Source organism: Pseudomonas sp. FH1, from assembly GCF_000510895.2.
Lineage (GTDB): Bacteria > Pseudomonadota > Gammaproteobacteria > Pseudomonadales > Pseudomonadaceae > Aquipseudomonas > Aquipseudomonas azotoformans_A.
In genome coordinates this window covers 1-16,449 of the sequence record NZ_AOHM01000101.1, presented here as the reverse complement: position 1 = coordinate 16,449, position 16,449 = coordinate 1, and the positions used below count along the sequence as shown (strand labels likewise).

At 57.5% G+C, this 16,449-nt stretch carries 17 protein-coding genes and 1 pseudogene; 6 read left to right on the top strand and 12 right to left on the bottom strand.

Annotated elements, in window-relative coordinates:
- Nucleotides 1-21: 21 nt before the first annotated feature.
- The 3 genes from H096_RS24600 (at nucleotide 22) to H096_RS24590 (ending at nucleotide 2,998) form a co-directional block, all read left to right on the top strand.
- A complete protein-coding gene (locus H096_RS24600; protein WP_241495542.1) occupies nucleotides 22-1,071 on the top strand; it encodes a hypothetical protein in 1,050 nt (349 codons plus the stop codon).
- A 105-nt stretch (nucleotides 1,072-1,176) separates the two neighbouring features.
- Nucleotides 1,177-1,398, top strand: coding sequence for a hypothetical protein (locus H096_RS33585; protein WP_241495541.1), 222 nt, complete (start codon nucleotides 1,177-1,179; stop codon nucleotides 1,396-1,398).
- A gap of 97 nt (nucleotides 1,399-1,495) precedes the next feature.
- Nucleotides 1,496-2,998: an amidase family protein gene (locus H096_RS24590; RefSeq protein WP_033901943.1), complete on the top strand. Its 1,503-nt coding sequence runs from the start codon at nucleotides 1,496-1,498 to the stop codon at nucleotides 2,996-2,998.
- On the opposite strand, the gene H096_RS24585 is transcribed toward H096_RS24590, so the two are convergent.
- Nucleotides 2,982-3,785 carry an SDR family oxidoreductase gene (locus tag H096_RS24585; protein WP_033901942.1) on the bottom strand — a complete coding sequence of 268 codons (804 nt, stop codon included), beginning with the start codon at nucleotides 3,783-3,785 and terminating at the stop codon, nucleotides 2,982-2,984. The genes H096_RS24590 and H096_RS24585 overlap by 17 nt on opposite strands.
- Before the next feature lie 114 nt (nucleotides 3,786-3,899).
- Between H096_RS24585 and H096_RS24580 the strand changes: the two genes are divergently transcribed.
- The gene (locus H096_RS24580) at nucleotides 3,900-4,838 is read left to right on the top strand and encodes a GlxA family transcriptional regulator (protein WP_033901940.1); all 939 of its coding nucleotides are present in this window, start codon (nucleotides 3,900-3,902) and stop codon (nucleotides 4,836-4,838) included.
- A 55-nt stretch (nucleotides 4,839-4,893) separates the two neighbouring features.
- Here H096_RS24580 and H096_RS24575 read toward each other — a convergent pair whose 3' ends face one another.
- The 9 genes from H096_RS24575 to argH form a co-directional block, all read right to left on the bottom strand.
- Nucleotides 4,894-5,232, bottom strand: a complete 339-nt coding sequence (locus H096_RS24575) for a helix-turn-helix transcriptional regulator (RefSeq protein ID WP_033901939.1) — start codon at nucleotides 5,230-5,232, stop codon at nucleotides 4,894-4,896.
- A complete protein-coding gene (locus tag H096_RS24570) occupies nucleotides 5,207-5,569 on the bottom strand; it encodes a type II toxin-antitoxin system RelE/ParE family toxin (protein WP_033901938.1) in 363 nt (120 codons plus the stop codon). The genes H096_RS24575 and H096_RS24570 overlap by 26 nt, the downstream gene beginning before the upstream one ends.
- Nucleotides 5,570-5,616: 47 nt before the next feature.
- Nucleotides 5,617-5,937, bottom strand: coding sequence for a helix-turn-helix transcriptional regulator (locus tag H096_RS24565; protein ID WP_033901945.1), 321 nt, complete (start codon nucleotides 5,935-5,937; stop codon nucleotides 5,617-5,619).
- Nucleotides 5,938-6,030: 93 nt separating this feature from the next.
- Nucleotides 6,031-6,978: a hypothetical protein gene (locus H096_RS24560; protein ID WP_033901937.1), complete on the bottom strand. Its 948-nt coding sequence runs from the start codon at nucleotides 6,976-6,978 to the stop codon at nucleotides 6,031-6,033.
- Nucleotides 6,979-7,032: 54 nt separating this feature from the next.
- Nucleotides 7,033-8,202 carry an MFS transporter gene (locus H096_RS24555; RefSeq protein WP_033901936.1) on the bottom strand — a complete coding sequence of 390 codons (1,170 nt, stop codon included), beginning with the start codon at nucleotides 8,200-8,202 and terminating at the stop codon, nucleotides 7,033-7,035.
- 86 nt (nucleotides 8,203-8,288) lie between these two features.
- On the bottom strand, nucleotides 8,289-9,110 hold the full coding sequence (locus H096_RS24550; RefSeq protein WP_033901935.1) for an ABC transporter substrate-binding protein: 822 nt from the start codon (nucleotides 9,108-9,110) through the stop codon (nucleotides 8,289-8,291).
- Nucleotides 9,111-9,136: 26 nt separating this feature from the next.
- Nucleotides 9,137-9,901, bottom strand: coding sequence for an amino acid ABC transporter ATP-binding protein (locus tag H096_RS24545; RefSeq protein WP_010208290.1), 765 nt, complete (start codon nucleotides 9,899-9,901; stop codon nucleotides 9,137-9,139).
- Nucleotides 9,902-9,925: 24 nt separating this feature from the next.
- Nucleotides 9,926-10,804, bottom strand: a complete 879-nt coding sequence (locus tag H096_RS24540; protein WP_016979819.1) for an amino acid ABC transporter permease — start codon at nucleotides 10,802-10,804, stop codon at nucleotides 9,926-9,928.
- A gap of 119 nt (nucleotides 10,805-10,923) precedes the next feature.
- Nucleotides 10,924-12,351 carry an argininosuccinate lyase gene (argH, locus tag H096_RS24535; RefSeq protein ID WP_033901934.1) on the bottom strand — a complete coding sequence of 476 codons (1,428 nt, stop codon included), beginning with the start codon at nucleotides 12,349-12,351 and terminating at the stop codon, nucleotides 10,924-10,926.
- A 193-nt stretch (nucleotides 12,352-12,544) separates the two neighbouring features.
- Between argH and H096_RS24530 the strand changes: the two genes are divergently transcribed.
- Entirely contained in the window at nucleotides 12,545-13,504 is a 960-nt protein-coding gene (locus tag H096_RS24530; RefSeq protein ID WP_033901933.1) for a LysR family transcriptional regulator, read from the top strand.
- A 270-nt stretch (nucleotides 13,505-13,774) separates the two neighbouring features.
- Complete coding sequence (locus tag H096_RS24525) at nucleotides 13,775-15,319, top strand: Fic family protein (protein ID WP_033901932.1); 1,545 nt, start codon at nucleotides 13,775-13,777, stop codon at nucleotides 15,317-15,319.
- 142 nt (nucleotides 15,320-15,461) lie between these two features.
- On the opposite strand, the gene H096_RS24520 is transcribed toward H096_RS24525, so the two are convergent.
- Complete coding sequence (locus H096_RS24520; RefSeq protein ID WP_033901931.1) at nucleotides 15,462-16,106, bottom strand: HAD-IB family hydrolase; 645 nt, start codon at nucleotides 16,104-16,106, stop codon at nucleotides 15,462-15,464.
- A gap of 72 nt (nucleotides 16,107-16,178) precedes the next feature.
- Nucleotides 16,179-16,311: pseudogene (locus H096_RS34605) on the bottom strand (HNH endonuclease); the annotation flags it as partial.
- Nucleotides 16,312-16,449: the final 138 nt, after the last annotated feature.

Sequence of the window (16,449 nt, the reverse complement as noted above, 5' to 3'; positions counted from 1 at the left end):
GTTACGCAGCGAGCCTGGAGAGTGTCTAGGAAACCCGGGGCGATTCAGATTGCAAAAATTTATTCGGATTTCGCAGATAGCTTGCGCGAACAAATTCCGAAAAATAGCAGCTCCCGGAGCAACACGGTAGAAATGCTCGCAGTGGGCTATTGGTTCGAAGGCCTCAAGCAGCGGACAGGCCTAAAAACTGCCTATGCCCTTGAGTTGTACTTCGAAAAGGAGTCTTTTCGAAGGAACACGAATGGCACGATCCGGCATTACCGAAGCAAGTGGTCAAGATATGAACAGAAAATGATCTCGCCCAAGGCCAAGACCTTGAGCAGGGTGGAACTGCTAGCACCTGGGTCCTCTCGCGACCTGAACCACCCCATATGGACGTTGATGAAGCTGATCTCCCGGCAACAGAAGATCAGCTTCGACAGTTACTTCCGAACACTAAACACTGACATCCAACTGGTGCTTTATCGCAACACCAGCAATATGATTTGGGACAGTGTTCAGCGCGAACCAATTACTCAAGTGCTACTCGAAAAACTCGAACGCAGGGCAAGCCTGGATGCCCTCGCTGCGCTGATCGCGATAGTGGTCGAAGCGAATCATCTTGGTCGAAAAGCGGTTGCTATCAAGGCAGCAAGCACATTACACAAAGTACTTCTTATGCTGGCGATGGAGCTCCAGGCGCGCGGTGTTGCAGTTGGCCTAATCGATTGGCTGGCGTTCAATGTCTTGCATCTTGGCGTGCCTGCGCACTTGCAAATTTGGATGAACAGCACTGACTACATCCACGCATCAGCCCATTTAAACACCATGGTTTACCAGCATCCTGATAGGCGCGGAAAAACCCTGCCTTGGAAGCTTCGCACCAGGCTGATGTGCAAGCTTCTTGCCGGAGATATGGGTATTGACGTTCTGCACGCAATGCGCCCCCAGTTCGAGTTGCGGGAAGATATCGGGGAAATCGCGGCCGAGTTCGTCGAGGACTTTAAGAAGACTTCGGCATTAAGGACGTGGGGGTGGATGTGCATAATTGATGGCACGCCACAGGTAGTTCGGCCCGCAGCGCTGCTTTAGCCCTCCCATCATTCGCTAGGCGAGTGGTCAAGTCCAATGCAAATGCCTGGTCACGCCCGATGCAAACACCTGGTCAAGTCGAATGCAAATGGGTGGTCAAGTGGAGTGCAATTTCCCAACAGCCGCAGCAGCGCATTCCACGGGGCGTGCTGGAGTGGTTACCCAGGGTTTGGTGAGTCCCTTGGGGATGGGGCGACGCTGTGGTTCTACGGTGCACGATGGGCCAAGGATTGGCTGCCGGCCTTGGTGCAGGGGTATCGAAGCGCTCGTCGCGCGGCGGATCTGCAGGCTGAACCACCCGCTGCGTTGAACTATCCCACACGCTGAATCGCCTGCGTCGCGCTGCCTGGGAGGAGTGGAGTTTTTAGACTGGGCCACGGATCAACGTTGGTCCTTCTTCATTTCTTACTCTTCAGGAGGTCGTATGTTAGGTATCGCGTATGGGATGGGCTCCATGGTCCGGCAAGTCGTACAGTCGTTTGCCGGAGACTACTCACCCGCTGTTTCAACACCCGTGCCCGCTGGCACTGAGTACCTGAGTGTCAAAGAGCTTGGCACGCAAATGGCCCAGCCGGGCGGACTCACCTCGGCCAGTCTGGTCGCTTACCTGCAGGAGCGGATCGGCAGGTTGGATCCGCAACTCAGCTCCGTCATAGAGCTCAACCCCAAGGCACTTGAGACCGCGCTCGAGTTGGACCGTGAGCGAGCCAGCGGCAATGTGCGCGGGCCCCTGCATGGCATCCCCGTCTTGCTCAAGGACACAATCGAAACCGAAAGTATGCAAACCAGTGCCGGTGCGTTTGGGTTGGTCGGTGCTGCGGCCGGCAAGAATGCCCCGTTGGTGGATTACCTGATCAAGCAGGGCGCGGTGATCCTCGGTAAAACCAATATGACTGAAATGGCGGGGTTCCGTGGAGGTCCGGATGGCTGGAGCAGTCGGGGCGGGCAGACCCGAAATCCTCATCAATCAGATGCCGATGTTGGGGGGTCCAGTTCCGGTTCTGCCGCTGCTGTTGCAGCCGGGTTGGCGCCCTTGGCGGTGGGGGCGGAAACCAACGGTTCGATCATTGTGCCGGCAGCACGCAACGGTATTGTCGGGCTCAAGCCCACTGTCGGCCTGTTGGACCGCAACGGGATTATTCCCGCGAGCCATCACCAGGACACACCCGGCCCGATGACGCGTTCGGTGTACGATGCTGCCCTGATGCTCAATGCCATGTCTGGCAGTGATCCTAAGGACCCGGCAAGTGTAGGAGCGCCTCAAGGTATCGATTACACGCAGTTGCTGGTTCCAAGCGCTTTGAAAGGCAAGCGTATCGGCTATCCCGCCACGTTCTCCAAAGAGGGTGAAACCTTGCCTGTGGAGAACAGCGCGCAGTTCAATCGGACACTGGAAGTGCTTCGCGAGCAAGGCGCGGTGTTGGTGCCGGTCAACCTGCGGCTGGCTGATGCCTCGCGCTACGATGAGTTGCTGCTCTCGGATGTGAAAGAGGAGCTGAACACCTACCTGGGCAAACGTTCTGGGTTGCCGGTCAAATCGTTGACCGAGTTGATCCGGTTCAATGATCTACGTGACGGCAGTGAGACGGATCATCAGCCAGTGCTCAAGGAAATCAGCGCCTCAACCCTGACGCCAGAGGAACGCAAGCCACTTTGGGATGCGCTCATTCAGGATTTCAGAAACACGATCGATGACCCGATCAAGGCAGAAAACCTGGACGCGATGGTGTCGGATTTCGACACCAATAGTTACTTCGGTGTCGCGGCGGCTGGCTATCCTGGAATCGCCGTACGGTCTGGTGTAGATGAGGATGGCCTACCCACCAGTGCCTACTTTTTTGGTACCCAATGGACCGAACCCACCTTGCTGGCAGTGGCCCATGGGTATGAGCAGGTCGCTCAGGTAGCGGTTAAGCCGGAGCTTTGATGCCATAGCGTGCTGCGGGGGAGCGATGCGACAGGTTGGGCCCCAGGGCCAGGCGTGCTGTTTCGTAGGCGTCCCAGTCGAGGCTGTCGGGCAATGACGGTATGGTCACCTTTTCGCCCTGGGCAAGGCCTGCCAGTGCCGCATCCACCAGATTTTCCGTGCTCATGACGATGGTATCGGGAAGGTTGTTCACGGGCAGCCCCGCAACATCCCAGAACTCGGTGGCGGTGGCGCCTGGCAGCACTACTTGAACGCTGACCCCCTTGTCACTCAGCTCATGGTCGAGGGATTCGCTGAACGCCTGCACAAAAGCCTTGGTGCCGGCGTACACACCATTCAACAACTTAGGCGCGACCGCGACGATCGACCCGATGTTGATCAGGGTGCCACGGCCCTGGGCGACAAAGTTTGTCGCGGCGGCTTTTGCCAGGCGAGTGAGCGCGAGGACATTGAGCAGGATCATGGCGTCCATCTTGTCCGGGTCAGAGGCCAGCAATGACGCCGTCGCACCAACGCCGGCGTTGTTCACCAGCAGGCTGATGCGGCTGTCTTCAAGCAGAATCTGTTCAATGCGCGCCAGGTCGGCAGGCAAGTTGAGATCGGCGGCCACTACCTGGATGTTCCGTTGGGTCTCGACTTTCAGTCGGGCCGCCAGTTGGTCGAGTCGTTGCTGATTGCGTGCCACCAGAATCAAGTCGTAACCCTGGCGAGCCAGGCGGTCGGCATACACGGCACCGATCCCGGACGAAGCGCCAGTGATCAGGGCATAACCTTTGGATTGAGTCATTGCAGTTGCTCCAGAAGGGCCGGGGAAGGGCGGCCTTGTTGGAGCCAAGATTATGGGTGTAATGTATTGGCTGCAATGTCATATATCCCTCCTTTCGGGACATGAGGTTTCGCCATGGTATCCATCGGTATTCTGCTGTTTCCCGGGTTCCAGATGCTCAGCCTGGGCACCAGTACCGTGTTCGAATTCGCCAACTTCGAGTTGGACCAGCCGTTCTATCGCGTGGACCTGTTGTCGGAACATGGTGGGCCGATCAAAAGCTCCATGGGCTTCGCCATCGCTACCATGCCCTTCGGCCAACAGCACTACGACACACTGTTGGTAGTGGGAGACAACGAACTGCTGCAAGCAACGCCCGGCATGCTCACTTACCTGCAGCAAGCCATGCTCACTTCGCGTCGCGTGACATCGGCCTGCACCGGCTCCTTTTATCTGGCCGCTGCCGGGTTGCTGGAGGGCCGCAAAGCGACGACCCATTGGTACCACGCCCACACCTTTCGTCAGGCCTACCCGAATGTACGGCTGGAGGAAGACCGGATCTTCACCGTCGATGGCCCGCTCTGGACCTCCGCCGGCCTGACTGCCGCCCTCGACCTGGCTCTGGCCTTGGTCGAGCATGACCTGGGTGTCGAGGTTGCACGTGCAGTAGCGCGTAAATTGGTGGTTTACCATCGACGCGCAGGTGGCCAGTCACAGTTTTCCGCACTGTTGGAGATCGATCCCAAATCCGACCGCGTGCAAACCGCCCTGGTCTACGCTCGGCAGCACTTGCAGGACGATCTCTCAGTAGAGCAGTTGGCTGAAGTTGCGCACTTGAGCCCGCGCCAATTCAGCCGATTGTTCCGTGCCGAAACCGGCCAGTCTCCCGCCAAGGCTATCGAGCGGTTGCGCATCGAGGCAGCCCGCCTGCTGCTTGAATCTGGCGATCACTCCATCGACATCATCGCCCGCGAAACGGGCTTCGGCGACCCGGAGCGCATGCGCCGCGCCTTCCTGAGGGCCTTTGGCCAACCGCCGCAGATGATGCGTCGGGCGCTGCAGTTGCAGGCTTGAGGCTTCCCGCATTACGCCAAAGCCCTTGGATAGGAGTGCTCTGCTCGGGTGGCAATCAGGCAAACAGCACTTCGATACGCCCCTGAGCACGAGATGCAGGAGCTGCACTGATAACGATCTGCACATCACGTCCTAACAGTGATAAGCACTCGAGCATTTTTGCCTCACTGATGCCTCTGAACTTTCCGCGAAGCATCTCGGAAACCTTCGGTTGTGACAAACCAAGGATGACCGAAGCCTGAGACTGGGTGAGATTACGGGCTTTGAGGATCTCGCCGATCTTTGCCGCGAGCTGCGCCTTGACCTGCATTTCACTGGCATCAGGTTGGCCAATATCCTCATAGACATTGCCACTGCTTGCTTCGATCTCAATCGCCTTGTGATGCTTGTGCATGATCCTGCGCCGCCTTGAGTCGCTGTTTGATCAGTTGTATATCGTGTTGCGGGGTTGCAATGCCTTTAGTCGACTTTTTCTGGAAGCAATGAAGCACATAGACAGCAGAGCCAAACCGAACGGTGTAAACCCCTCGATAAGTATTGCCGTCGAAATCCTCGACGATCTCCAACACAGCATTACTGGCAAACCCTTTCAACGCCTTTGCCTGTGAATGCCTACCACCCTCCTGAGCAAGGTGCAGCGCAAAGCCAAATACGTCTTGCACAGCACAGGGCATCAATTGGAGATCTTTTTTGCTAGCGCCCACCCACAAGAGTGGCTTCCATGAACTCATGAGAGAATATACCTAAATAGGGATAAGCGTGAGTGCAGGCTGAAAATTTACTCTGCCGTCTCAAATGCAACTTCAGTGGGGGGTGTGAGCAACGATCCCCTCACACTCATCCCCCACCCCGGCGCAAACCCTGGGAAGAACACCAGCCCTTCAGCCTCCAACCGAAACGCCAAGGCCAGGCGGGTTTCATCACCTACGTCATGATGGTGTTCAAACTGTTGAACCGCTTCAACCGCCACACCGGCCTGGCAAGCCAGGTCTTCCCGGCTCCAGCCCAGCATCGCGCGGGCCTGAACGCTGTGCTTGGCGGTGAATTGATGCAGGACGATCTGCTGTTCTACGAAAGAGCTCATTGCCAGAGAGGACATGGGTTTTCTCCAGGTTCGACGGGGGAGGACAAACTATACTGTGTTTTTGTACAGTTGTTTTGACCGCTCATCAACTGGATTCTCGCGGACCCGCTATTCCACCCCTGGCGCCTCCCGAATGATCAGGTGGTCCAGATTTTCGATGTTCGCGCTGAAGACCCCGAACGTTTGCTCTGGGTTCTTCTTGCTCGGCACCTGTTTCAGTTCCGGCGTCACCCCATAGAAGAAGCAGTACAACGCGCGCTCACTGTCCACCGCTGCCTTGATCTGCTCTAAAAATGCTTTGCGCTTGCGGTAGTTCTCGATGAGCTTTTTGCTCAAGTAAACGTTGACCGAGTATGGCTTCTTGTCGAGCCACACCTTCTTTTCGAAGTCGATGCGAAAGCTGCTGGTGTAGTCCTTGATCGCCTTGATCTTGCCCCAGTAGATCAGGCCCTTGTTGTCCTGCAGGTATTCGATCTTCTTGAAAAACGTCCAGTAGGTTGCGGCGTGCTCACCGATCTTCAACGGCATGGACTTGAGCTTGTCCTTGTCGTCGATGTTAGACACGAAACATTCCACGGGGTGGGCGAACACGCTGGTTTTGTCTGGAGTGCTGTCACTGGTGCTGTGGGAGGCATAGCTTCGATTTGAAGGCGCCTTCACGGGATCGTGTGAGATGTTTCCCTCTGCCCCGGCAGGCGGCGTTTTGCGTTCGTACTGACGACGGGTGAGTACAAACTCCGATGGGAAATTGTCCTCACGCTCATCGTCATTTTCACCTGTCGCAGTCTTGTGCGTGCTGGCGTAACGGCAACCGTCGATATGCCGGGTGCTGGTCTTGTTCTTGAAATGCGGCGTGCGCAGGTAATTGACGTTTTTGGCGTTGAAGGTGCTCAGCGCGTTGCCGGTATCAAACGCCGCGCGACACTCATCATTGGGGCAGAGGAAGCTGTCCTTGTCTGAATCGAAGTCGGTTGTTTCGTCGAAATTCAGGTCTCGTACGTCGTAGATCGACAGCTTGTCATCGAGACTCAGGCTGTAGGCCGTGTCGAATTTCATGGGGCTCGGGTCCGTGAGAGGTTTCGCTATTAATAGCGGGATCTTGCGTAAATATCAGCAAGAACCTGCAACCCTTCGCCCGCTCAGGAAGCACAGCGTTCCGCCCACCGCCGTCAACCCGGCCAGCGCATAAAACATCGTGGTCGGCGGTGAGTTGATCAATAGATAGCCACAAATCACCGGGCTCAGCGCGCCGCCAAAGGCCGCCAGGTTCTGTGCGCCGTAGTAGCTGCCCCGCAGCGACTCGGGGGCGAGGGTGTCGATAAACAGGAACTCGGATGGGTAGATAATCATCTCGCCCAACGTAAACACGAACATCGCCACACACCACGACAGCAGGCTGTCAGCCTGGCTGAAGCCGATCAGGCCACCGATGAACAGCGCAGTGCCCAGCAGGATCCAGTAGCGCAATTGCTCGCGCTTGAGGAAGCGGCCGATCTGGTATTGCAGCAACATCACGGTAATGGCGTTACAGGCTAGGACCGCGGAAAGAATCTTCAGCGCATCATCCGGGTTGTGGATCACCAACAGAAATTGCGACAGGTACAAGGTATAGCGGCCATGCACGATGGTGCTCAACAGGCTGCCGCCGGTGAACAGCACCAGGCTGCGGTCGTTGCGCAGGGTCTTGAGGGTGCTGAGAAAACTCAAGGGTTTGCTGCTTTCATCACGTTGGGTGGGCGGGATGCCGATCATCAGGAACACGCTGATGAACGCGATGGCGCTGGACAGCATGAATGGCAGCAGCGGCATTTGCCCGGCAATCACCACGCCGACCATAGGGCCCGTGGCATAGCCGATATTGGTGAGGGTGTAGCGCAGGGAAAACACTTTGGCGCGCTGCTCAACCGGCAGGTTCTCGCTGATGATCGCCTTGGAGCCGATCAGGAACAGCGCCGATGCCGACTCGGTAATCACCAGCGTCAAAGTGGTGAGGTAGAGGTTGGTGGCAAAGGTCAGTAACAGAAAACCGATGGAGCTGGAGAGCATCGCCAGGATCAGCAATTTGCGCTTTTCCATGCGGTCGATGACGTAGCCGCCGTACAGGCCCATCAAGGTGGCGGTAAACACCGCGATGCCCATCAGCAAGCCGATGTCCTGCTGGTCGAGGCCCAGGCGTCGGCTCAGCAGCAAGGTCATCAAGGGACTGGTCATGGCCCGGCTGATGACGATGGTCAGCGAGCAAATCATCAGGCGGCGGATTACCAGGGAGTAGGTGGCCACGGCGGGGCGAGTGTCCTTATTATTTTTCCAACGTAACACACATCAAATGGGGGAGCAGGCAAGCCAACTCCCCCATTTAGATCGGGTTACTGGCCAGAGTTGATGGTGATCTTCTCTACAGCACCTTGCTCCAGATCCCACTTCTTCAGGATCTTGCCGTACGTGCCATCATCGATCATGCCCTGCAACGCTTCACTGATCGCGGTGACCAGCTCAGTGTTGCTCTTCTCGATCCCAAGCCCGGTGAATTGCTTGGAAATCGCCAGGCCCACCGGCTTGTACTTGCCCTTGTCCAATGACATCAAATAAGGAATGGTCTCGCTGCCCTGCATCGCCGCATCCAACCGGTTCTGCTGCAACTGCGCCCGCGCGTCCGCCGAACCTTCAGTGCCGATCACCACGATCGCCGGCTTACCCGCCGCCTCGCAGTTTTCCTTGCTCCATGCGGCAATTTCCGACGGCCAGGTGGTACGGCGGCTGGTGCCGACTTTTTTACCGCACAGGTCTGTCAATTCCTTGAGGTCTTCACGCTTGGCCAGGGTGTAGAGCTGCGGGCCGCTGGTGAAGTAGTCGATGAAGGTCACGGCCTTCTGGCGTTCGGCGGTGTCGGACATGCCCGACAGCACGATGTCCACGCGCTTGGTGGTCAAGCCGCTGAGCATCTGCTCGAAGCCGGTTTCCTGCCACTTGATCTTCACGCCCAGGCGCTCGGCCAGGGCGTTGCCCAGGTCAAAGTCCAGGCCGGTGATCTTGTTGGTGGCCGGGTCCTTGAAATCCATCGGCGGATAGTTCGGCACGATGGCCGCGCTGATCTCGCCCTTGTCCTTGATGGCCGCCGGCAATGCCGCGAATACACAGGTGGAGGCCATGAGGCCTGCAAGCACGGTTGGGATGAACAATTTTTTCATTGGGGGCGTTCTCGTTTGTTTTTTAGTTAAGTGCGAACGGCAGAAATAAAGCTTTGGGTACGTGGGTTTTGTGGGCTTATTAGAATTTCTTCGGGGCTGCCGGCTTCCACAATCTGGCCGGCATCCATGAACACCATGCGGTTGGACACTTCACGGGCGAAGCCCAGTTCATGGGTGACCACGATCATGGTCATGCCGGTGGTGGCCAAATCGCGCATCACCGACAGCACTTCGCCTACCAGCTCCGGGTCGAGAGCTGACGTGGGTTCGTCGAATAACATCAACTTGGGACGCATGGCCAACGCGCGGGCAATCGCCACACGTTGTTGCTGGCCGCCGGACAACTCCACCGGGTAAGCATTGCGCTTGTCCGCCAGGCCGACGCGGGCCAGCAGTTCCAGCGCATCTTCGATGGCTTCCTTGGGCGAGCGCTTGAGCACCTGGCACGGGCCTTCGATGATGTTCTGCAACACGGTCATGTGCGGGAACAAGTTAAAGCGCTGGAACACCATGCCGGTCGCCAGGCGCTGGCGGGCGATCTGCGATTCATTCATCTCATGCAGTTTGTTGCCGACGACGCGGTAACCCACCAGTTCGCCGTCGACCCACAGGCCGCCCTTGTCGATTTTTTCCAGTTGGTTGACGCAACGTAGCAGGGTGCTTTTACCGGAACCCGACGGGCCGATGATGCACATCACTTCGCCTTGCTCGACCTCGATATTGATGTCGCGCAGCGCGTGATACTGGTCGTAATACTTGTTCAGGTTGACGGCCTTGACGATGCTTCTCATGGGGCAAATCTCCTCAACCCAGGCTTACGAACGCTTGCCGGCGCCGCGGGCAAAACGACGCTCGAGGCGGCTTTGACCAAATGAAAGAACAGTCACCACCGCGAGGTACCAGATGCCGGCCACAATCAGCAGCTCCATGACCCGCGCGTTGGCGTAGTAGATGTTTTGCGCGTTGTGCAGCAGCTCCGAGTACTGGATCACGCTGGCCAGGCTGGTCATTTTCACCATGCTGATGAACTCGTTGCCTACAGGCGGAATGATCACGCGCATCGCCTGCGGAAGAATGATCCTACGCAGCGCCTGCAGGCTCGGCATACCGATGGACTTGGCAGCTTCGTATTGGCCGGTGTCGACCGAGAGTAGACCTGCGCGCACCACCTCGGCGGTGTAGGCGCCCTGGTTGATGCTGAGGCCGAGCAGGGCGGCCACGAACGGCGTCATCAGGTCGACGGTGTCGATGCTGAACAGGCCAGGAATCGCGATCACCGGGAAAATCAACGCCAGGTTGAACCACAGCAGCAGTTGCAGGATCAGCGGCGTGCCGCGGAACAGCCAGGTGTAGGTGATGGCCACATAGCGCAGGATCGGGTTGGCTGACATGCGCATGATCGCCGTGATCACGCCGATCACCACGCCCAGCGCCATCGCCAGGATCGACATGACGATGGTGTTCACCAGGCCCCACAGAATGGCCTCAGACGTGAGGAACTGCCCGATGTAGGACCATTCGATCTGGCCGTTGGCGAATGCACGCAACAGCGCGGCCAGCACGATCACGATCAAGGTGGCAAAAAACATCCGCCCGTAATAGCGACGCGGCACATGCTCGTACTGCGTGATATCGAACTGGTTCTCGGACAACTTGCGCTCGGCTTCCAAGCGCTCGGCCGGGGTTTGGTTCATGGTGAATCTCCAAAAAAAGCGACTACCGCTGTACTCGGTCCAACTGTTAAAACCCGATCCAATGTGGGAGCTGGCTTGCCTGCGAAAGCGCCCGGCCAGACACCTCATCACCCACAGGCTTAAATGCGAAATCCCTGGTAACTCTCGGCCCACGTCTGCTGTTCGGCCAATGCCACTTTCAACCGCCCAATCTGCTCCCGAACCCGCTCCGGCGCCGTCCCACCCCAACCACTGCGGGCTGCAATCGCCGCTTCCAATGTCAGGCAGTCGCGCACCTCAGGCGTCAACCGAGCATCCACCTCCGCCAACATCGCCGGCGAGGCTTCCCACAACTCAATCTCATGCTTCTCACAGGCCTGCACCAATGCGCCGGTAATCTCATGCGCCTCTTTGAACGGCACACCACGGGTGGCCAACCAATCGGCCACTTCCGTCGCCAAGGTAAAGCCCATCGGCGCCTGACGCCGCAGTTCTTCCACCTGCACCTTCATGGTCGCGACCATTCCAGCCATCGCCGGCAACACCAGCAGCAAGGTATCCACACTGTCCAACACGCTGTGCTTGTCTTCACTCAAATCGCGGTTGTACGACAGTGGCAGCGACTTGAGCGTCGACATCAATCCCGTCAGGTTGCCAATCAACCGCCCCGCCTTGCCTCGCGCCAGTTCAGCGATATCCGGGTTCTTTTTCTGCGGCATGATCGAGCTGCCAGTAGCGTAGGCATCGTCCAGCACTACCCAGCGAAATTGCCGCGAAGACCACAGGCAAAACTCTTCGGACAAGCGCGAAATATTCACCCCGAGCATGCCCGCCACAAACAGGAATTCCGCCACATGGTCACGGCTGGCGACGGCGTCAATGGAGTTTTCGCACGGGCCGGTGTAGCCCATTTCCTTGGCGGAATGCTCTGGCTGACGGGCAATCGCAGAACCTGCCATGGCGGCCGCACCCAACGGCGACAACGCCGTGCGCGCATCCCAATCCACCAGACGTTGCACATCGCGCAGCATGGACTGAGCGTGAGCCAGCAGATGATGGGCGAACACAATCGGCTGCGCCTGCTGCAAGTGGGTGAAGCCGGGGCAAATGCTCTCGATATGCTGCTCGGCCTGATCCACCAGCGCCTGCTGCAAACCCAGCACTTCAGTGGTGATGGTGCGCGCATGGTCCCGTAGGAAAAGTCGCAGGTCATTGGCGGTCTGGTCGTTACGCGAACGCCCTGCACGCAGCTTGCCACCCAGGGCGCCGAGGCGCTCGGTCAATACGCGCTCGATGAAGGTGTGTACGTCCTCATCATCCAGGGTCGGATGCAGATTGCCGGCGGCGAAATCTGCGCCAATACCGTCCAGGGCCTCCAGGGTGCGCAGGGTTTCCGACTCGTCAAGTAAACCGGCGCGCTGCAACTCACGGGCATGGGCACGGGAGCCGGCCAGGTCGTAGGGCGTCAGGCGGAAGTAGCGCTGAGGGCAACGGGACAATGCGGCCAATGCAGCAGACGGACCGGTCTTGAAACGAGCGCCCCAAAGGCGGTCGGTGGGCTGGGACATGGGTATTCCTCACGCTTGTTTTTAGAAGAGTCGGAGGCAGTAAAAATAAGTTTTCAACTAGACTGAACCAGCGTCTGACGCGCCGTATTCAAGGTTGCCAAGGGCGGATGTTTATGTTCATTATCGCCGCCTGGCTATGTTCAAGGACTGGGTTGAAGCCTGTTGAATATGGCACTTGAGGTCAACGCGTATTATGGAAACCCCACTTTCCACTTCTGGAAACCTACCGCCAAAACCCGGCTCAAGACCGCCCCTGCAGTTGAGCGGGCTGGACTTCAAATTGCTGCGCGTATTCATGGCCGTGGTCGAAGCGGGCGGCTTCAGCGCCGCGCAAAACGAGCTGAACGTGGGCTTGGCGGCGATCAGCAAACAGATCTCCGACCTGGAAATCCGCATCGGCATGCGCCTGTGTACACGGGGGCGGGAAGGGTTCGGGCTGACCGAAGAAGGCAAGTTGGTGTATCAAGCCTCCATCGAATTATTTACCTCGGTGGACAGTTTTCGCGACAAGCTTAGTTCGGCGCAAAACGAGCTTATTGGTGACCTTAGTGTGGGGGTTATTGATAACACTGTTTCCGACGTTAATTCCCCGCTCATTACCGCACTGGGGAAATTACATAGCGAATCACCCAAAATTAGATTGCGCTTACATGCCTCGCAATTGGATGAAGTTGAACGCGGCGTGGTGGAAGGACGGCTGATTGTCGGCATCGTGCCGGTGTACCAACGCCGCGAAGAATTCGACTATTTCCCGCTGTACGAAGAAAAGGCTCACGCCTACTGTGCTGTAGGACATCCACTGTTCAACGCGAGCGATATCACGCCCGACGTGCTACGCCAATACGAAGTAGTGAATCATCGCTATGCGATCCACCGCGACAAGGTCAACTTCGTCAACTACGACAGCCAGTCCGCCTCGGCCTCACAAGTCGAAGCCGTCGCGATCCTGATCCTTACTGGCCGTTTCCTCGGCTTCTTGCCCGAACACTACGCCATGCCCTTGGTGAGAGAAGGGCGCCTGCTCGCACTGTGCCCGGAGCAGGTTCACCTCAGCACCGCCTTCAACCTCATCCTGCGCCACAACGCCCCCAGAAGCCCGATGGTAAAAGCCTTCGCCACAGCGCTGGGCGTGGACCTCAAAGCCACGACATAACACTCAAGCCAAACACCGTCCCTCCGAGCGACAGAGATCAACTGTGGGAGCTGTCGAGCCCCAGCGAGGCTGCAAAGGGATCGCCTCGGTTTCCGGACGGCCCCTCAACTCGGATCGCTTTCTTTCAGGTCGTTATCGTTTTCAAATGAAATAGCTGATTTGTTAGCAAATTTAATAGCGCATTAGCATTTTCGTACTCACAAAATTATCGTTTTCGCCTACCATTCCCTAATAGTTATCGTTTTTAAGCGTTCGTTAGGGGATTTGACCATGCAGGTAGGCTTCAAGGCACTCGCTGACCGCTACCATATCGCGCTAGCACAGCCACTACGCGTCGAATCGGTAATCGGTACGACCCGTATGAGCCACGAGAGCAATGGACATATCGAGCGTAAGTACCCCCTCAGCTACCAACCCTCGGACGACTTTGCAGGGCATTTCGAGTTCGGGCTCAAGTACGAAGAAATTCACCTCGAATTCTTCGCTCGCCTATTCGCTGTGGCCGGCCCTGACCCCGTCGAAGCCTGGTGCCGGCAAACGCCCTTTGGTCAATATGCCCGCCGGACCGGATTCCTGTACGAGTGGTTAACGGGACTGCATCTTGATGTGCCAGATGTCACCAACGGCGGCTACGTCGATGCCGTTTCATCACAGCATTACCTGACCCGCGTTGAGTCTCTGCGGGTACGACGCTGGCGCATCAACGATAATCTGCCCGGAGTGCCTGCGCTCTGTCCCTTGATTCGTCGTACCGAAGCCGTGCAGGAAGCGCTGCAATTTGATCTGGGGGCGTCACTGCTGCAGCTGAACCAGGCCTTTGGCGCTGATATCCTGATGCGCACGGCAAGTTGGCTGACGTTCAAGGAGTCGCGTGCCAGCTTTTTGATCGAGAGAGAGGCAGACAAAGCCGACAGGATCCAGCGGTTTGCCCACGTGATCGCCAAGTACTGTGGGCACATCGACAATCCGTTGAGTAATGAAAGCCTGCACACCTTGCAAGCCGGTATCTTAGGGGAAGAGGCGCTCGGGCTGGGTCTACGGCACTCACCGGTCTTCGTGGGGCAGGCCACCATGCGCGAGGACATCGTGCACTACATTGCGCCGCAATTTGAGGTGCTGACGCAACTGCTTGATGGCTTGAAAGCATTCGAGTTGGCAACACGGGGCGCTGAGCCGCTGGCCCGGGCCGCTGTAATCGCTTTCGCTTTTGTCTATATCCACCCCATGCGAGACGGCAATGGTCGGATCCATCGCTTTCTGATCAACGATACCTTGATCCGTGATAAGGCGGTGCCTGATGGCGTAATCCTGCCAGTGTCGGCCACAATCACAAGCTCGATTGATTTCCGGGCGCGTTACGATCGTACGCTGGAGGCATTTTCGCGACCATTCATGCAACGCTACGCTGGCTCCTATCGATTTGGAGAACTTGTAGTCTACGACGACGGAACCCGCAGCAATCTGGTCTTCGATGACTACGACGATGCGCAATTCGCGTGGCGCTACCCCGACTTGACCGAACAAGTCTTGTATACGGCACAGGTAGTGGCGCACACGGTTCGTATAGAGATGGCTGATGAAGCGCGTGTGTTGGTCATCTTTCAGCGCGCCCAGGAACGGCTAAAAGAAGTGCTGGAAATGCCTGATCAGGACGCAAACCGAGTCATTCGCTCGTTAAAGGAAAATAGCTGGCAGGTATCGGGGAAATTAAAGAAAGCTTATCCGCAGCTGGAAGTGATTCACCTAGCCGAACGGGTTTTGGAAGCGGTGCGATCCGCATTTGAAGATCAAGAATTGGGAAGCGGTGACCATTGATCGGAATGGGCCATCCGCGCACTAGCACCCCATGCTAGTGCGCGGCCCTCGGTGCTCATCGGCTCAAATATGGGAGCTGTCGAGCTTCAGCGAGGCAGCGAAGGAATCGCCTCGGTCTACCCGCCACCCCCACCCACCCGCATCACCGCTGCAACCGAGCCCGCTTCTTCTTCGCATGAAAATGCCGAAAGTGCGCATCCTGCGCCGCCGCCAGCAACTCCCTATCCCCACGCGTATCGCCCCAGGCCCGCAGCCGATACTCGCCCAAATCCCCATACACCGCCTCAAGCCGCAGCACCTTGTTCTCACAGCGGCAGTTGTTCCCGGTGAGCTTGCCGGTCAACACTCCATCCACCACCTCAAGCTCAGTCCCGATCAACTTGATCCCGAGCCGATTCGCAAACGGCTGCAACACCAACGCCGGCGACGCCGAACACAGCGTGACCTCCGCCCCGGAGCCCAACTCCTGCTCAACCGACAACACCCCCGTCGGCCGCATCAGCCGCGCCCAGGTCTTCTGGCAATACTCCTCGGCCTTCTGCTGCACCCACGCCTTCTCCACCCCGGTCATAAAGGTGCGGATCAACTGCGCCTTCAACTCATCCCGGCTGATCTGCCGCACCAAAAAGCGCAGCCCCGGCACCGCCAGCTTGACCATCCGGCCATAGAACTCGCCAGGGCCAAAGGCAAACTTGAGGAAGGGCACGAAACTGTCGTGGTGGGTCAGGGTGCCGTCGAAGTCAAAGACGGAAAGTACTTTGGCATCAGCGGGGCCGGCTTCGAGCATGTCTGGGTTCACGGGTTGGCCTCGGTCCTATCTGGTATTTTTTGAGTGTGCATCAGGTGTGACAGCGGGAGTTTACTCCCGTGCCAATCTTCCGACTTTGGCGTAAAGCCACCTCGGTGAAGGCATCCCGATCACTACGCTGATGTCAATTGGGGCACAAGGCTACAGCATTGGTGATGCGATCCGAACCCTTTGGGGCGAGGTGGTCAGCTTGATGTGCTTCAAGAAGTGGCCATTCATCGGACATAAAAAAGCCCTGAACGTGTCAGGGCTTAATGGGGGGATGAGCTGAGGAATCAATCCCAGCTCAGCGCGCCGCCAGTCTGGTACTCGATCACACGGG

Coding starts and splice junctions, on each gene's coding strand:
- H096_RS24565 (WP_033901945.1), bottom strand. CDS start 5,937: ATGTCCTCTCTGGCAATGAGCTCTTTCGTAGAACAGCAGATCGTCCTG.
- H096_RS24590 (WP_033901943.1), top strand. CDS start 1,496: ATGTTAGGTATCGCGTATGGGATGGGCTCCATGGTCCGGCAAGTCGTA.
- H096_RS24550 (WP_033901935.1), bottom strand. CDS start 9,110: ATGAAAAAATTGTTCATCCCAACCGTGCTTGCAGGCCTCATGGCCTCC.
- H096_RS24540 (WP_016979819.1), bottom strand. CDS start 10,804: ATGAACCAAACCCCGGCCGAGCGCTTGGAAGCCGAGCGCAAGTTGTCC.
- H096_RS24525 (WP_033901932.1), top strand. CDS start 13,775: ATGCAGGTAGGCTTCAAGGCACTCGCTGACCGCTACCATATCGCGCTA.
- H096_RS24570 (WP_033901938.1), bottom strand. CDS start 5,569: ATGAGTTCATGGAAGCCACTCTTGTGGGTGGGCGCTAGCAAAAAAGAT.
- H096_RS24580 (WP_033901940.1), top strand. CDS start 3,900: ATGGTATCCATCGGTATTCTGCTGTTTCCCGGGTTCCAGATGCTCAGC.
- H096_RS24530 (WP_033901933.1), top strand. CDS start 12,545: ATGGAAACCCCACTTTCCACTTCTGGAAACCTACCGCCAAAACCCGGC.
- H096_RS24545 (WP_010208290.1), bottom strand. CDS start 9,901: ATGAGAAGCATCGTCAAGGCCGTCAACCTGAACAAGTATTACGACCAG.
- H096_RS24575 (WP_033901939.1), bottom strand. CDS start 5,232: ATGCACAAGCATCACAAGGCGATTGAGATCGAAGCAAGCAGTGGCAAT.
- H096_RS24520 (WP_033901931.1), bottom strand. CDS start 16,106: ATGCTCGAAGCCGGCCCCGCTGATGCCAAAGTACTTTCCGTCTTTGAC.
- argH (WP_033901934.1), bottom strand. CDS start 12,351: ATGTCCCAGCCCACCGACCGCCTTTGGGGCGCTCGTTTCAAGACCGGT.
- H096_RS24585 (WP_033901942.1), bottom strand. CDS start 3,785: ATGACTCAATCCAAAGGTTATGCCCTGATCACTGGCGCTTCGTCCGGG.
- H096_RS24560 (WP_033901937.1), bottom strand. CDS start 6,978: ATGAAATTCGACACGGCCTACAGCCTGAGTCTCGATGACAAGCTGTCG.